The following is a 15,107-nucleotide window of genomic DNA, read 5'->3' on the forward strand; positions in this document are numbered from 1 at the left end:
TGCGCCCGGTCTACGGCCGGGAGAACTCGACCGCCGGCTCGGTGTACGGCGCGCATGCCGCACGCTCCGCCTCGGTGAGCCGACGTGGCCGGTTGCTCGCAGCGTCGACCATCACGAGCGCCGTCGTCGCACGGGTGTAGAGCACCGCGGGTTCGTGCCCGACGGGCGACCACACCTCGTACGAGACGTCGATGCTCGCTCCCCCGATCCGCCCGATCCACATCTGGATGTCGAGCGGCTGCCGGAAGTACGGGATCGAGGCCAGGTACTCCAGCCGCTGCCCCGCGATCACCGTCATCGTGCCGGAACCCGGACGCCCGTCGATGATCGGCTCCGGGATCGACCCGTCGGCCGCGAACTCGTCCGGGTCGGGCCCCCAGAACCCCACGATGCGCGCCTCTTCCAGGAGGCGCAGCATCGCGGAGTTGTTGACGTGACCGTAGGCGTCGATGTCGCTCCACCGCATGCGGATGGGAGCGTGCAGTCGCGCCACGGTCAGTCGCGGGTGAGCTTGCGGTACGTCGCCCGACCCGGCTTCGCGGCCTCGGCCCCGAGTCGCTCGATCTTGTTCTCCTCGTAGGCCTCGAAGTTGCCCTCGAACCAGTACCAGTTCGGGGTGCCGTCCTCGTTCAGGCCCTCCCACGCGAGGATGTGCGTCGCGATGCGGTCGAGGAACCACCGGTCGTGCGTGATGACCACGGCGCAGCCGGGGTACTCGAGCAGTGCGTTCTCGAGGCTGCCGAGGGTCTCGACGTCCAGGTCGTTCGTCGGCTCGTCGAGGAGCAGCAGGTTGCCGCCCTGCTTCAGCGTCAGCGCGAGGTTGAGACGGTTGCGCTCACCACCGGAGAGGATGCCGGCACGCTTCTGCTGGTCCGGGCCCTTGAACCCGAACTGCGACACGTACGCACGCGACGGGATCTCGGTCTTGCCGACCTGGATGTAGTCGAGCCCGTCGGACACGACCTCCCACAGGTTCTTGTTCGGGTCGATGCCGCCACGGCTCTGGTCGACGTACGAGATGTCGACCGTCTCACCGATCTTCAGCGTGCCGCCGTCGAGGGGCTCGAGGCCGACGATCGTCTTGAAGAGCGTGGTCTTGCCGACACCGTTCGGGCCGATGACGCCGACGATGCCGTTGCGGGGCAGCGTGAACGACAGGTCGTCGATGATGACGCGCTCGCCGAACTGCTTGTGCAGCTTCTCGGCGTCGATGACCTGCGAGCCCAGACGCGGACCCACGGGGATGACGATCTCCTCGAAGTCGAGCTTGCGCGTGCGCTCGGCCTCGGTGACCATCTCCTCGTAGCGGGCCAGGCGGGCCTTCGACTTCGCCTGACGCCCCTTCGTGTTGCTGCGGACCCAGTCGAGCTCGGAGGACAGCCGCTTCGCGAGCTTGGCGTCCTTCTTGCCCTGGACCTCGAGCCGGGCGCGCTTCTTCTCGAGGTAGGTCGAGTAGTTGCCCTCGTACGGGTAGAGGCGGCCACGGTCGACCTCGGCGATCCACTCGGCGACGTGGTCGAGGAAGTACCGGTCGTGGGTCACGGCCAGGACGGCGCCGTGGTACTGCTGCAGGTGCTGCTCGAGCCAGAGCACGGACTCGGCGTCGAGGTGGTTGGTGGGCTCGTCGAGGAGGAGCAGGTCGGGCTTCTGCAGCAGGAGCTTGCAGAGCGCGACACGACGCTTCTCACCACCGGACAGGTGCGTGACGAGCTCGTCCCCCGGAGGGCACTGCAGCGCGGCCATCGCCTGCTCGAGCTGCGAGTCGAGGTCCCACGCGTCGGCCGCGTCGATCTCTTCCTGCAGGGTGCCCATCTCGGCGAGGAGGGCGTCGAAGTCGGCGTCCGGCTCCGCCATCAACGCGGAGATCTCGTTGAAGCGGGTGACCTTGGCGTGGATCTCGCCGACGCCTTCCTGCACGTTCTCGAGGACGGTCTTCGACTCGTCGAGCTCGGGTTCCTGCATGAGGATGCCGACGGTGAAGCCCGGTGTGAGCTTCGCCTCGCCGTTGGACGGCTGGTCGAGACCCGCCATGATCTTCAGGATCGTCGACTTGCCCGCACCGTTCGGTCCGACGACGCCGATCTTGGCGCCGGGGAGGAACGACATCGTGACGTCGTCGAGGATCAGCTTGTCGCCGACCGCCTTGCGGGCGCGGACCATCTGGTAGATGTACTCAGCCATATCGCGACAAGTCTACTGACCGAGCGCGCATGCTGCGCCTGCTGCGTCGTGCTCGCCGGAACCCGCACGGGGGCTGTTGCGCTCGCAGACTTCGACGTACCGTGGCCTGGCCTTCAACCAGAGGCATCCGTCGAACGCAAGCAGATCAGGATCATGGACATGGCCAGAACACGGTTGCACCGACTCGCGCTCCCCGTCATCGGAGCGTTCGCCCTCGCCGCGGGACTCGTCGTCCCCACGGGCGCCACGGCGTCCGCGGCGACGGTCGCCCCGCACGGCACCCCGCTCGCCGAGTACTCGGCGAGCATCTCCGAGACCGGGACGGGCACGGGGTACTCGTCCTACATCAACGTCCACGACGCGTACAACAACGCGTTCTCGGTCGGGATCCAGTCCGACAAGGGTTCGACGGTGAGCAAGGGCGCTCCCCGGTTCATCTGGGAGCGCGTGCAGAACGGCAAGTTCACGTACGGCTACCTCGGACCCGCGACCCACGGGCTGACGCCGGTCATGCTGCGCTGGTACCCGAACGGCGTCGGCACCTTCCTGGCGAACAACCACACGGTGGCGGCGGTCCCCCTCACGCTGAAGGGCCGTCTCTTCTTCAACGCCGAAGCCAACGCGCGCCTGAACGGCGACGTCGTGCACTCGTCGATCCAGAACGTGAACATCATCACGCGGAACCGTCCGGGCGTGACCGGGCTCCAGGGGACCTGGAACACCTCGTTCACCTTCCGTGGGCTCAAGGCGCGGCAGACGAACGTGCCGAAGGTCCAGGGCGCGAGCTTCTGGGTCGACGGACGCGTGTCGGGTCTGCCGAAGGGCGGCAACTGGGACACCGAGGAGGTCGCGGGCATCGCGATGATCACGCAGCGCTGGTAGCCCGCGCTGCCGGCCGGGGCCGTCGGCGCTCACGCGGCGTCCCGTTCCTGCGGGTGCTCGAGGTCGTCCGGATCCGGGAGATCGAACGCACCCCGGTGGACCGCGGCCGCGTGCAGCGCCGCGTCCGAGTCGTCGGGGAGGTCCTCGCCCGCTGCGGCGTCGACGTCGAGGGACTCGTCGACGACCCCGGTGTGCGGGTCCACGGACCCGTGGACGGTGTGCGGGTCCCCGGAGCCGTCGACCCCGACGGTACGCGGGTCCACCGTCGACGCGGTGCTCGGCCCACCGGAGGCCTCGCCGGCATGACGCGGGACACGGATCCAGTTGCTGATCCCCCACGCGAGGTCGTGGCCGAGTCCCTCGGCGTCGATCTCGACCGAGGTGCCCCCGCGGCCGTCGCGTTCCCACGTCCGGATGCGGACCCGGCCCGTCACGACGACGCGGTCGCCCTTCTTCAACGACTTGTGGACGTTCGCGGCGAGGGACCGGAACGCGGTGACGGTGAACCAGTTCGTGGCGCCGTTGGTCCACGTGGCGGTGGCGCGGTCCCAGCGCCGCGAGGGTGAGGCGAGCCGCATGCTCGTGATGGCGATGCCGGTGTCGGTCACGAGGTGACGTGGCTCGGTGGCGATGATCCCGCAGACGGTGATGGTGTCGTTCATGCGTCGATCGTCATCGAGCCCCGGGGTACGGAAGCACCCCGGGGCTCGATCTGTGACCGGATGTCTCGGGGAGGCGACCTGTGGAGGAGAAGTCCCCCGCGCCTCCGGTCCGGAACGGTCAGTGCGCGCGGAACTCGGGCCGATCGGCGAGCGGTCCGAGCGCCGCGTGGACCGCGCCCTTCGCGGACTCGAGCGACGGGTACGTCCCGCCGGCGCCGCGGTGACCGTAGAGCTCGACCCGGAAGCCGCCGTCGGCGTGGTGGATGCTGCCCACCGCTCCCGCCGGTCCGACCGCTACCCAGGTCCCGGTGTTGTTCGTCATCGTTCGACCACCTCCTCGTGGCCCCGACGCCCGACTGTCAGGACGCCAGGATGTACTGACTGTAGGCCTTGCGGACCTTGTTCACCTTCGGCAGCGCCACCGCGAGGCAGTAGCCCTGACCGGGGTTCTTCGCGAAGAAGTCCTGGTGGTACTCCTCCGCACGGTAGAAGGTACCCAACGGCTCGATCGTGGTCACGATGCCACCGTCCCAGATGTCCGAAGCGCGCTCGATCGCACGCTCGAACAGGGCCTTCTGGTCGTCGTCCGCCGGGAACATCGCCGACCGGTACTGGGTGCCGACGTCGGCGCCCTGCCGGTTGAGCTGACGCGGGTCGTGCAGCGTGAAGAACACGTCGAGGACGACCTCGGCGGGGATCACCGTCTCGTCGAAGGTGACCGCCACGGCTTCGGCGTGACCGGTGGTCCCGGTGCAGACCAGTTCGTAGGAGGGGTTCCCCACCGCACCGCCGACGTACCCGGACACCACGTCTTGCACGCCCTGGAGCGTGCGGTACACGGCGTCGAGACACCAGAAACATCCACCTGCGAGCACGAACGTGGTCATGCGCTCAACCTACCTTCCCGGTCCTGGAGCGAGCCGCGACCGCGACTTCCTCCTCCACAACGCGGACGCGGTCGCCGACGTTCCCCAAGGAGGGTGACCGGCGCTCGGCGTGTCGGTGGTGCGCCGTAGCGTCCTTCCCAGGACGACGAACCGCACGACGAACCGAAGGCACCACGATGCACACGACGACCGAACCCGCACTGCGGATCCGCACCGTGCCCGTCGCCCGTTCGCGCGGTGACCTCCGGATCCTCGACGTCCGCGACGACCTCAGCCGGGTGACCCGCGCGAACGGCGAGATCGTCGGGTACGTGGACCGGGTCGACGTCGCCGGCGGGACCGCGTACCGTGCCCGCCGGTACGTGTCGACCGAGCGCCGGTTCGTCGAGCTGCCGAACGTGTGGTCCGCCGACGACGCCGTGGACTGCCTCCGGTGGGGCTGATGATGTTCCACATTGGAATCAAGTCCGGTCGGATGGACGGAACGCCGACCGACCTCCCCGACGCCTGACCGTTTCGTGAGTATGGTGCGCGCATGGACTGGTGGAACGACCTGACCGACTGGATCTCGTCGGACAACGGCTGGCGAGTGATCTCCGGAGCACTCATCCCCTTCGTCGCGATCATCGTCGCCGGCGTCGTCGCGGCGCTCATCGGGCGCGGGGCGACGAAGCGCGTCGTCGCGCTGCAGGAGCGCGAGGCACGCAACGCGGCGGTCGCGGGCATCGTCTCCGCGGCACGCAAGGCGGCGGCCTGGGGCTCGCTCGGGCACGACGAACGCGCCTACGCCGACCACCTCGCCGAGGACGCCGACATCCGTCTCCGACTGCTGCCGGTCGCCGGTGCTCCGCTCGCGGCCAACTGGACGCAGCACGAGATCGCCGACATCAAGAAGAACTCGTCGACGTTCAGCTTCCAGGCGGAGCAGTCCCTCGCCGAGTTCCGCGATCGCCTGCTCGAGTGGCAGGCACGCCCCGGTCGTGCTCGCAAGCTGTTCAAGAGCGACCTCGAGCGCTGGAAGTTCGACTCGCCGGACCCCGACGCCGACCTCATCAAGCGTCAGCAGGACTGGAACGCCGACCAGGTCGCCCCGGCCGACACGGCCGTGCCCGCGACCACCGCTGCTCCGGCAGCCGAGCGACCCACCCCGACCACGACGTCGCTCCGGCCCGCCCCGCAGCGGCCCGGGGGCGCGGCACCATCCACCCCGACGGGTGCCGGCACCGGTGCAGGTGCACGTGCAGGTGCAGGTGCAGGGTTCTCGGTCACCCGCGGTTCGGCCCCGGTCGACCCGAACGCCACCACGCCGATCACGGACACGAACGGCACGAACGGCACGCGCGGCACGAACGCCACGAATGCAACGAACGCCACGACGCCGATCTCGGATGCCAACACGACGCGCGCCTACGGCGACGGCGCGACCACACCGCTGCCCGGATCGCCCGTTCGCCCGACCCTGGGTTCCCCGGTGGGCAGGGACTCCGACGCCGACAACGCGGACGCCGTGGACGACGCACGCGGTGCTGGATCGAAGCCGAGCACGACCGCACCGTCCGCCAGCGCGCCCGGCTCCGTACCGCCACCCGTCGCGAAGCCGACCTCGGCCGACGCGCACGTCAACCGCACGCCGGACACGGACGGCCGGAAGGTCGACGCACCCCGCGCGCCGATCACGACCTCGGTCCCCACGCGCATCGCCGACGCCCCGGCGGAACCGACCGACGCGAACGAGACCTCGGAGGCGCCCTACACGCAGCCGATCAGTGCCAGCGAGCTCCGTCGTCGCGCCGCAGAGGACGACGAGTAGACCCTCGCTCCAGCAGGAAGGCCGCCGTCCCGAGGGACGGCGGCCTTCGTCGTGGGTGCCCCCGGCAGGAATCGAACCCGCGGCACGGTGGGTAGAAACCACCTGCTCTATCCACTGAGCTACGGAGGCGGACGGCCACGATTCTATCCGCGGCCTCCGCCGAGGTGCTGCACGAACCGATCGATCTCCCGCTGCGACCGCAGGTGCACGATCCGCAGGTGCGGTGCCGACGTGGCGAGTTCGGGAACGCGCCGGCGCGAGACGTTCCGGGTCCGGATGCCCCAGCGCAGGATGTGCCCCTCGTCGGTGAAGAACGTCCAGAGCGACGGCTCGAGGTTGCCGTTCCAGAGCTCGACGCGCCGCAGTCGTCGCCGGAGGGTCCGGCGGAGCAGCCTCCACAGTGCCACCGGTGTCGGCAGGTCGATCCACACCAGGGTGTCCGCTCGCTCTGCCAACAGCGCCCGCACCGGGGTGTACTGCCATTCCGTGACCCAGGTCGGCTCGCTCGTGTACGCCTCGACGTCGGCGACGAACGTCTCCCGCGGTTCCCAGTCCGGGCCGTGGAACAGCGAGTCGATCTCGGTGTGCGGGACCCCCAGTACGGCACCGATGCGTCCGGCCGTCGTGGTCTTCCCGACGCCCGTCGTGCCGGCGACCAGGATGCGCCGCGGGGTCGGATCGAGTGGGTCGTCGGCACCGAGCATCCATCGACCCTAGCCCGGCGTCACCCGGTCGTCAGGTCGTAGACGGTCACGCCGCCGATCGTCGTCGCCGCGTAGTGCGACTCGACCCACGCGGAGATCTCCGAGGCGGCGTCGCTCCCACCGTTCGACCGGCCGACGCTCCCGGCGATGAAGTAGTGGATCTCGCCCGCAGCCACGTACTCCTTGAACTCCGCGAGGGTCGGTGACGGGTCGGAGCCGTTGAACCCACCGATCGGCATCACGGACTCCCCCGTGGCGAGCTGGTACGTGGCAGCGCTGTTCGAACCGATCGTGGCGGCCGCCCAGGTGTAGTCGGAAGCGTCCTCCCGCAGTGCCTCCTGCAGCGCGGAGGCCACGTCGGTCGACCCGCCCAGCAGACTGCCGGCTCCACCACCGCCGAACCCACGCCCGACGCCTCCCGGCCCGCCCGTCGCACCCCCGCCCGTCGCAGCACCGCCACCAGCGCCCCCGCCGCCAGCCGCACCACCGCCACCGCCGAAGCCACGGCCGCCGCCACCACCGAAGCCGCCCCGGCCCGCGCCGCCGAACCCGGCACTCGCCACACTCGGCCCCGCCGACGGCAACGAGCCCGTGTGCGCGGTCGTCACCGTGTCGATCGAGTACGCCGTCGGACCGAGCAGTCCCGTGACGAGCGCGCCCACGACGGCCACGCCACCGACAGGACGGGCCCAGCGAGCGGGCAGCCCCCACGCCCGGCGAGCACCGCCCACATCGAGCAGAGGAACATCCGCCCAACCCCCGGCCCGCCGCACCGGCACGAGCACCGCGACCGCCGTCAGCACGCCGACCCCGAGCACCACCCACCGGATCCACGGCTGCCACCCTGACGCCGCCGTCAGCAGGTGCCACTGCCACAGCACGGTCACGACCACCGCGAGCGCCGCGGTCCCCCGCCACCACCAGGATCCGCGTCGCTCCCACAGCAGCCCGGCCCCGATCCCCACGAGCCCGGCGATGTACGGGGCGAGGGCGACCGTGTAGTAGGGGTGGAAGATCCCGCCCATGAAGCTGAACACGAGGGCGGTGAGCAGCAGGGCGCCGCCGAGGGCGAGCACGGTCGCGAGCCTGGCGGAGGTCCGCTGCCGGAACCCGAGGGCGACGAGCGACGCCACGAGCAGGACGAGCGCGGTCGGCAGCAGCCAGGTGATCTGCCCGGCGAACTCCGAGCCGAACAGTCGCAGGAGCCCGGTGGCACCCCACGACCCCGCGCCGGCAGTGCCGCCCCCTCCACCGCCCGTGACGCTGCCGGTCTCGTCGCCGGTCACACGCCCGAGGCCGTTGTACCCGAAGGTCAACTCGAGGAACGAGTCCGTCTGCGATCCGCCGACGTACGGGCGCGCGGAACTCGGCACGAGTTCCACGATCGCCACCCACCAGCCGCCGGCGACGACCACGGCGAGCGCCGCCCACATCAGGTGCACGAGGCGCTTCGCGAACGGCAGCGACGAGCAGTACAGGTACACGCCGACGAGCACCGGCAGGATGAGGAACCCCTGCAGCTGCTTCGTCAGGAACGCGATCCCGACGGCCACCCCGGCGAGCACGACCCACCGCACGCGCCCGCTCTCGACACCGCGCAGGACGAGCCAGAGCGACAGCACCATGAGCAGGGTGAGCAGCGCGTCCGGGTTGTTGAACCGGAACATGAGCGTCGCCACCGGGGTCGTCGCGAGCGCGGCTCCGGCGATCAGGGCCGATCCGACCGAGAACCGTCGCCGCACGACGACGTACAGCAGGGCGACGGCTCCGACCCCCATGAGCGCTTCGGGGACCAGGATCGCCCACGAGTTGAGGCCGAAGAGCCGCACGGACAGCTCCATGACCCACAGGAACGCGGGCGGCTTGTCGACGGTGATCGAGTTGCCGGCGTCCGAGGACCCGTAGAAGAACGCCTCCCAGTTCGTGCTGCCGGCCTGCACGGCGGCGGAGTAGAACGCGTTCGCGTACCCGTTCGCCCCGAGGTTCACGATGTAGAGCACCCCGGTGGCGAGGAGCAGCCCGAGGAACGCCGGGCGTTCCCAGCGTGCTCGCTGGACGACGGGTGTGCGGGACGTGGCGCTCATGGTCCCAGGGTCACCGCGTCGGCTTTCGGCATCCGTTGGTACCGCTGTGCAACTGCCGGGAGGCACAGCTCGGCCCCGCAGGGCGGGTTCCGGAACGGTTCGGCGCGCGTCTGCCTGGAGTTCGCTTCCGGGTCACCAGCGCTTCGTAGCGTCCGGACATGCGCTCCACCGGTTCCGTCGTCGCGGTCGTCCCCGCCCGTGCCGGTTCGAAGGGGATCCCGGGGAAGAACCTCCGCGCGGTCGCCGGCCGATCCCTGGTCCGCCGTGCGGTGGAGGCGGCGCTGGAGGCAACGTCGATCGACGCCGTGGTGGTCTCGACCGACGGCGACGCGATCGCCGCCGAGGCCGAGCTCGCCGGTGCCCGGGTCGTCCGACGTCCGACCGAACTGGCGGGTGACGAAGCGTCGTCGGAGTCGGCGCTGCTGCACGTCCTCGACGAACTGGCGACCGCGGGCGAGGAGCCCGAGGTCGTCGTGTTCCTGCAGGCCACGTCGCCGTTCACCGACCCGGCGGACCTCGACGCCGCCGTCGCCCGGGTGCGTGACGGCCTCGCCGACTCGGTGTTCGCGGCGACCCCCTCGCACGCCTTCCTGTGGCGCGTCGAACGCGAGCCAGACGGTGCCGTCACCGCCCGCGCCGTGAACCACGACGCCGCGGTCCGTCCCCGCCGCCAGGACCGCGAGCCGGAGTACCGCGAGACCGGCGCGTTCTACGTCTTCCGGACCGCGGCCTTCCGGCAGCACCGCAACCGCTTCCACGGGCGGATGGAACTCGTCGTCGTCGACCCCCGCGGCGCGATCGACATCGACGACCCCGGTGACCTCGCGGTCGCCGAAGCCATCGCGCTGCACCTCGACCCAGCCCTGAACGGAGCACCATGACGGTCACCATCGGCACGTCCACGATCGGCGCGGGCCACCCCGCCTACCTGATCGGCGAGATCGGCCTCAACCACAACGGCGACGTCGACATCGCGAAGCGGCTCATCGACGTCGCGGCCGACGCCGGACTGCAGGCGGTGAAGTTCCAGAAGCGCACGCCGGCGATCTCCACGCCGGAGCACATGAAGAACACGCCCCGGTCGACGCCGTGGGGCGAGATGACCTACCTGGAGTACCGCTACCGCGTGGAGTTCGACCGCGACCAGTACATCGAGATCGGCGACCACGCCACCATGCGTGGGCTCGACTGGTTCGCCTCGCCGTGGGACGAGCCGTCGGTGGACTTCCTCGAGGACCTGAACGTCGTCGCGTACAAGATCGCCTCGGCTTCGGTGACCGACCTCAGCCTGCTCGCCGCCGTCGCCGCGACCGGCAAGCCGGTGATCCTCTCGACGGGCATGTCGACGCTCGAGCAGATCGACCGGGCAGTGGAGGCCCTCGGCACCGAGCGGCTCGTGCTCCTGCACGCCACCTCGACGTACCCGCTCCCGCCCGAGGAGGCCAACCTCCGCATGATCGACACCCTCGCGAACCGCTACGCGGGCGTGCCGGTCGGCTACTCGGGCCACGAGCCCGGCCTGCAGATCTCGATCGCGGCGGTCGCCCTCGGGGCCACTGCGGTGGAGCGGCACATCACCCTCGACCGCACGATGTGGGGCTCCGACCACGCTGCCTCGCTCGAGCCGCACGGCCTGCAGACGTTGGCGCGCGACGTGCGCATCATCGAGACGGCGCTCGGCGACGGCGTCAAGCGGGTCATGCCCGGCGAGCGGGCACCGCTCGCGAAGCTGCGCCGCGTCGGAGCGTGACCGGCGGCGGTCTGGACGTGACGGCTGACGGGGGCGGGCCGACGGGCGGACTGGAGGCGCGCCTCCAGTCCGGTACGGCGCCACGCGCCCGACGGGTGGTCGGCCTGGTCGACACCGACTCGTTCGCGAAGTGGGGTGCCCACCTGCTCGCCACCGCACCCGCGCACTGGGACCTGGAGCTGCTGACCGTCGCGACGCCGCGATCCGCGAGTCGCGCGCAGCTGCGTTCCGCGTTCCGGGGTCTCGACGACCGGCTGGCGCACCTCGCCGCGGCCCCGCCGACGCCGGTGCACGTCGACGCGATCGTCGAGCGGCTCCGACGGGACCCGCCGGACGCCGTGCTCGTGTCGGTGATCGGGCCGGTCGCGGAGCTCGTCGTCGACGAGGTGCTCCGTCGGGTCGGGCGGCGTCCGGTCCTCGTGACGGGGCTGCCGGGGATCTCGTACCCGGCGAAGTGGAAGGGTGTGTTCTTCCGCGCCCGTGCGGACCTGTTCGTCCTGCACAGCCACCGCGAGGTGCGCGCGTACGAGGAGCTCGCGGCGGAGGGCGGCGTCGAGCCGCACTTCGCGCTCGCGACGCTGCCGTTCGCGCGTCGCGGTGATGCACCCGGCGTCCGTGACGGGGATGGGCCCGTCCGTGACGCCGTCGTCTTCGCCGCCCAGCCGAGCGTCCCCGCCGGACGCGCCGACCGCGAGCGCGTCGTCGGCTGGCTGGTCGAGACGGCGCGCCGGCACCCGTCGTGGCGGGTGGTGATCAAGGTCCGTGCCGCCGCCGGTGAACACCAGACGCACCGGGAGCAGGACCCGTACCCGGACCTCGTGCCGGCGGACGCACCGGCGAACCTCGTGGTGGAGAGCGGGCCGATGTCCGAGCACCTCGACCGCGCCGTCGCCCTCGTCACGATCAGCTCGACGGCCGTGCTCGAAGCCGCCGCACGAGGCGTGCCGGCCCTGACGCTCACGGACTTCGGCACCGGTCGGCACCTCATCAACGAGGTGTTCGTGGGCAGCGGTCTGGAGGGCGACGCCCGTGACCTCGTCGACGGCCGCTTCGGCACGGTGCGGGCGGAGTGGATGCACGACAACCACTTCCACCCCGAGTCCGAGAACGACTGGGCGGCGCGGACCGAGGCGTTGATGGCGCTCCGCGATGCGGGTGGACTCGTCGATCGACCGGCAGCACGGCGGAGCCGTGGCGGGGAACTCCGACGAGCGTGGGAGCGGAAGAACGCCCTCGGGCCGGACGACCGGAGCGTGCTGGGCACCGTGGCACTCGTGATCGGGGCGCCGGTACGGGCCGTGAAGCGCCTGGGTCGAAGGGTCCTGCGGGTCGTGCGGCCGGCGGAGGCGCCGGTCGTGCTCGCCCCGACGAGTCAGCGAGCGGGGGCGCGCCGGTCGGACGCGTCGCGCCGAACGGACGCGTCGCGCCGGTCGGACGTGTCAGACCGCCTCGGCGATCGCTCAGACGGCCTTCGCGATGGCGAGGAGCAGTTGATCGCGGGTGGGGACCCCCGGTGAACGGAAGACCTCGGCACCGTCCTCCCGCCGCACGATGATCGTGGGGGTCGACCGGATGCCGAGGTCCTCTGCCTGGTCCGGGTGGTTCGCCACGTCGCGCTCGGTCACGTGCAGTCCCGGGACGAGTTCCGACGCCTCGGCCGACACCCGGCGGGCGGCGGCGCACGGGGCGCAGAAGGATGACGTCCAGAGGTCGAGCTGCATGTGATCGTGCAACGCGGGGGTGCGGGGATCCACTCCCGGTCCGTGGCGCTACTCGCGGTCGAACTCGCCGCTGCGGTCGCCGCGGTCGGCGAGGTCGTCCACCGGGTCGGACTCCCCCGGCACGTACTCGAACTCGGCGGAGGTCTGGTCGAGCACCTGGCGGGACTTCGTCATGCGGTAAGTGAACGCGGTCTGCAGGCCCTCGACGTCGGCGAACACCGTGACCTCGTCGTCCAGCGCGTCGCTCGTCGCGGTGCGGGTGTCGGTCGTGCCGTCGAAGGGTCCGCCGTGGAAGATCGCGGTGTACTCGTCGCCTTCGTGGATGGTGATGTCGCTCATGCATCCCTTCTACCAGGCGGCGCCTGTTGACTCATTCATAGCTTCGCTATATAGTTTTGCTATGGAAACGAGTCGCGAGCAGACCATCGAGACACTCCTCGTCTCGGTGAACCGCCTGATCCGCACCGCTGCCCAGGCGACGGGCAACACCACGTCCGCCGCCGTCTGGCGCACGCTCGGCATCCTCGAGACCGATCAGCCGCTCCGCCTCGGTGAGCTCGCCGCGGCCTCGCGCGTCGCCCAGCCCACCATGACCCGACTCGTCACCGGCATGACCGCCGACGGACTCATCACCCGCAGCGTCGACCCCGACGACTCCCGCGGGCAGCTCATCGAGCTCACGGAAGCCGGCCGCGCCCGACTCGCCGAGTGGCGCGCCACCATGACCCGCACGGTCGGCCCGATGTTCGCCGACCTCGACGACGACGACTGGGACGCCCTGCACACCGCGGCCGCCCTCATCGCCTCGCGCACCTCCACCACCACCAGAACGGAGACCCTCGCGTGAACGCCCACGCACCAGCCGGCCAGTCCGGCAGCATCCTCAAGCAGTCGTCAGCAGTGTGGGCGATCGCCTTCGCCTGCGTCGTCGCCTTCATGGGCATCGGCCTCGTCGACCCGATCCTCCCCGCGATCGCCGTCTCGCTGAAGGCGACCCCGGCGCAGACCGAGCTCCTCTTCACGAGCTACCTCGCCGTCACGGGCGTCGCGATGTTCTTCACCAGCTGGGTCTCGAGCCGCATCGGCGCGAAGAACACCCTGCTCATCGGACTCGCCCTGATCGTGCTGTTCTCGGTGCTGGCGGCGACGTCGAACAGCGTCTGGACGATCATCGACTTCCGCGCCGGATGGGGTCTCGGCAACGCGCTCTTCATCTCCACCGCACTCGCGACGATCGTCGGGGCGGCCTCCGGCGGCACCGCGTCCGCGATCATCCTGTACGAGGCCGCCCTCGGTCTCGGCATCGCGGTCGGTCCCCTCGTCGGCGGCCTGCTCGGCTCGGTGAGCTGGCGCGGCCCGTTCTTCGGCGTCACCACGCTCATGGCCATCGCGTTCATCGCCATCGTCACGCTCCTCAAGACGAAGAACCTCGAGAAGCCCACCCCGACGAAGCTCTCGGCTCCGTTCCGCGCCCTCGGCCGCCCGGCACTCGCCGCCCTCGCCGCGACCGCGCTGTTCTACAACATCGGCTTCTTCGTGCTGCTCGCCTACACGCCGTTCCCGCTCGGCTTCGGCGCACTCGGCATCGGCTTCACCTTCTTCGGCTGGGGCGTCGGCCTCGCGATCACCTCGGTGTGGGTCGCCCCGATGCTCACCGCCCGTCTCCGCCGGACGACCGTGCTCAAGATCGCGCTCCCACTGCTGGCGCTCGACCTGTTCGCCGCGGCCGTGGTCGTGCGGTCACAGGTGGGACTCATCATCTGCGTGATCATCGGCGGACTCGTGCTCGGTGTCCTCAACACCGTGCTCACCGAGTGCGTCATGGAGGCCACCGACCTCCCCCGCTCCGTCGCCTCGAGCGCCTACTCCGCCGTGCGCTTCATCGGTGGCGCGATCGCCCCGCCCGTCGCCACGCTCCTCGCCGACGCCTACGCACCCTCGGCCGCGTACGTCTTCGCCGGGCTGTCCGTCGCCGTCGCGTTCGTCGTGGTGGTCTGCACCACGAAGGTCCTGCGCCGGGTCGACGACGGTGCCGAGCCGGAGCGCGTCGAGGCCGAGGCGATCGGCGCCGGCGAGATGGCGTAGCGCCGCCCCCGTCGAGTGAGCAGAAACCGTCGGGTCCCGCACGTGGACCCGACGGTTTCTGCTCCCTGGACGCGCGCCTGCGGCCGCTCACCCGCCCGCTCCGTTCACTCGGCCGCTCCGCGAGCGGGCGGAATTCGTCCTGTCCGGGCCCCGAGCCCGCCAGATTCCGCCCGTTCGCGAAGTGGAGGTGACTGCCTGGAGGCGGGGGGGGGGGGGCCGGGCCCCCCCCCCCCCCCCCCCCCCGGCCCCCCCCCCCCCCCCCCCCCCCCCCCCCCCCCCCCCCCCGGGGGGGCCCCGGCGGGTCAACCATGGGAAACGGGGGGGAGTATATTTAAGGGGCA

General features: G+C 70.8%; 17 protein-coding genes and 1 tRNA gene. 8 read left to right on the forward strand and 10 right to left on the reverse strand.

Annotated features, from left to right (window positions below; all coding sequences use genetic code 11):
• Positions 1 to 10: 10 nt before the first annotated feature.
• Together ABIC61_RS13625 and ettA are read right to left on the reverse strand one after the other, a co-directional pair.
• Positions 11 to 466: an acyl-CoA thioesterase gene (locus ABIC61_RS13625; protein WP_144754927.1), complete on the reverse strand. Its 456-nt coding sequence runs from the start codon at positions 464 to 466 to the stop codon at positions 11 to 13.
• A gap of 29 nt (positions 467 to 495) precedes the next feature.
• Complete coding sequence (gene ettA / locus ABIC61_RS13630) at positions 496 to 2,181, reverse strand: energy-dependent translational throttle protein EttA (protein WP_144754930.1); 1,686 nt, start codon at positions 2,179 to 2,181, stop codon at positions 496 to 498.
• Positions 2,182 to 2,340: 159 nt separating this feature from the next.
• Here ettA and ABIC61_RS13635 point away from each other — a divergent pair, with 159 nt between their 5' ends.
• Complete coding sequence (locus ABIC61_RS13635; protein ID WP_144754933.1) at positions 2,341 to 3,063, forward strand: hypothetical protein; 723 nt, start codon at positions 2,341 to 2,343, stop codon at positions 3,061 to 3,063.
• A 29-nt stretch (positions 3,064 to 3,092) separates the two neighbouring features.
• On the opposite strand, the gene ABIC61_RS13640 is transcribed toward ABIC61_RS13635, so the two are convergent.
• From ABIC61_RS13640 to msrA, 3 genes are all read right to left on the reverse strand, one after another.
• The gene (locus tag ABIC61_RS13640) at positions 3,093 to 3,725 is read right to left on the reverse strand and encodes a single-stranded DNA-binding protein (protein WP_354030336.1); all 633 of its coding nucleotides are present in this window, start codon (positions 3,723 to 3,725) and stop codon (positions 3,093 to 3,095) included.
• Positions 3,726 to 3,843: 118 nt separating this feature from the next.
• Positions 3,844 to 4,047: a methyltransferase gene (locus ABIC61_RS13645; protein ID WP_354030337.1), complete on the reverse strand. Its 204-nt coding sequence runs from the start codon at positions 4,045 to 4,047 to the stop codon at positions 3,844 to 3,846.
• Positions 4,048 to 4,084: 37 nt separating this feature from the next.
• Positions 4,085 to 4,612 carry a peptide-methionine (S)-S-oxide reductase MsrA gene (msrA, locus tag ABIC61_RS13650; RefSeq protein WP_354030338.1) on the reverse strand — a complete coding sequence of 176 codons (528 nt, stop codon included), beginning with the start codon at positions 4,610 to 4,612 and terminating at the stop codon, positions 4,085 to 4,087.
• A 176-nt stretch (positions 4,613 to 4,788) separates the two neighbouring features.
• Here msrA and ABIC61_RS13655 point away from each other — a divergent pair, with 176 nt between their 5' ends.
• Positions 4,789 to 5,055 carry a hypothetical protein gene (locus tag ABIC61_RS13655; protein WP_144754945.1) on the forward strand — a complete coding sequence of 89 codons (267 nt, stop codon included), beginning with the start codon at positions 4,789 to 4,791 and terminating at the stop codon, positions 5,053 to 5,055.
• A 92-nt stretch (positions 5,056 to 5,147) separates the two neighbouring features.
• Positions 5,148 to 6,422 (forward strand): hypothetical protein, encoded by a 1,275-nt coding sequence (locus tag ABIC61_RS13660; protein ID WP_354030339.1) that lies wholly within the window; start codon positions 5,148 to 5,150, stop codon positions 6,420 to 6,422.
• Between the two features lie 56 nt (positions 6,423 to 6,478).
• Here the strand turns inward: ABIC61_RS13660 and ABIC61_RS13665 are convergent.
• The 3 genes from ABIC61_RS13665 to ABIC61_RS13675 all read right to left on the reverse strand — a co-directional run bounded on the left by ABIC61_RS13665 (position 6,479) and on the right by ABIC61_RS13675 (position 9,210).
• Positions 6,479 to 6,551 (reverse strand) — tRNA-Arg (locus ABIC61_RS13665).
• Between the two features lie 14 nt (positions 6,552 to 6,565).
• Positions 6,566 to 7,126, reverse strand: a complete 561-nt coding sequence (locus ABIC61_RS13670) for a P-loop NTPase family protein (protein WP_354030340.1) — start codon at positions 7,124 to 7,126, stop codon at positions 6,566 to 6,568.
• Positions 7,127 to 7,146: 20 nt separating this feature from the next.
• Entirely contained in the window at positions 7,147 to 9,210 is a 2,064-nt protein-coding gene (locus ABIC61_RS13675) for a glycosyltransferase family 39 protein (RefSeq protein ID WP_354030341.1), read from the reverse strand.
• Positions 9,211 to 9,368: 158 nt separating this feature from the next.
• Between ABIC61_RS13675 and ABIC61_RS13680 the strand changes: the two genes are divergently transcribed.
• The 3 genes from ABIC61_RS13680 to ABIC61_RS13690 are packed head-to-tail and all read left to right on the forward strand — an operon-like array spanning position 9,369 to position 12,477.
• A complete protein-coding gene (locus ABIC61_RS13680; RefSeq protein WP_354030342.1) occupies positions 9,369 to 10,091 on the forward strand; it encodes an acylneuraminate cytidylyltransferase family protein in 723 nt (240 codons plus the stop codon).
• A complete protein-coding gene (locus ABIC61_RS13685) occupies positions 10,088 to 10,960 on the forward strand; it encodes an N-acetylneuraminate synthase family protein (protein WP_354030343.1) in 873 nt (290 codons plus the stop codon). The genes ABIC61_RS13680 and ABIC61_RS13685 overlap by 4 nt, the downstream gene beginning before the upstream one ends.
• Before the next feature lie 17 nt (positions 10,961 to 10,977).
• The gene (locus tag ABIC61_RS13690; protein WP_354030344.1) at positions 10,978 to 12,477 is read left to right on the forward strand and encodes a DUF6716 putative glycosyltransferase; all 1,500 of its coding nucleotides are present in this window, start codon (positions 10,978 to 10,980) and stop codon (positions 12,475 to 12,477) included.
• Here ABIC61_RS13690 and ABIC61_RS13695 read toward each other — a convergent pair.
• Positions 12,421 to 12,681: a thioredoxin family protein gene (locus ABIC61_RS13695; RefSeq protein ID WP_354030345.1), complete on the reverse strand. Its 261-nt coding sequence runs from the start codon at positions 12,679 to 12,681 to the stop codon at positions 12,421 to 12,423. The genes ABIC61_RS13690 and ABIC61_RS13695 overlap by 57 nt on opposite strands.
• Positions 12,682 to 12,729: 48 nt before the next feature.
• Positions 12,730 to 13,020, reverse strand: coding sequence for a hypothetical protein (locus ABIC61_RS13700; protein ID WP_071295918.1), 291 nt, complete (start codon positions 13,018 to 13,020; stop codon positions 12,730 to 12,732).
• A gap of 61 nt (positions 13,021 to 13,081) precedes the next feature.
• Between ABIC61_RS13700 and ABIC61_RS13705 the strand changes: the two genes are divergently transcribed.
• Positions 13,082 to 13,528 (forward strand): MarR family winged helix-turn-helix transcriptional regulator, encoded by a 447-nt coding sequence (locus ABIC61_RS13705; RefSeq protein WP_158521919.1) that lies wholly within the window; start codon positions 13,082 to 13,084, stop codon positions 13,526 to 13,528.
• Positions 13,525 to 14,766 carry an MFS transporter gene (locus tag ABIC61_RS13710; protein ID WP_144754969.1) on the forward strand — a complete coding sequence of 414 codons (1,242 nt, stop codon included), beginning with the start codon at positions 13,525 to 13,527 and terminating at the stop codon, positions 14,764 to 14,766. Before ABIC61_RS13705 ends, ABIC61_RS13710 begins: the two co-directional genes overlap by 4 nt.
• Positions 14,767 to 15,107 lie beyond the last annotated feature (341 nt).

Source organism: Curtobacterium sp. 1544 (assembly GCF_040544915.1).
GTDB classification, from domain to species: Bacteria; Actinomycetota; Actinomycetes; order Actinomycetales; family Microbacteriaceae; genus Curtobacterium; species Curtobacterium pusillum_C.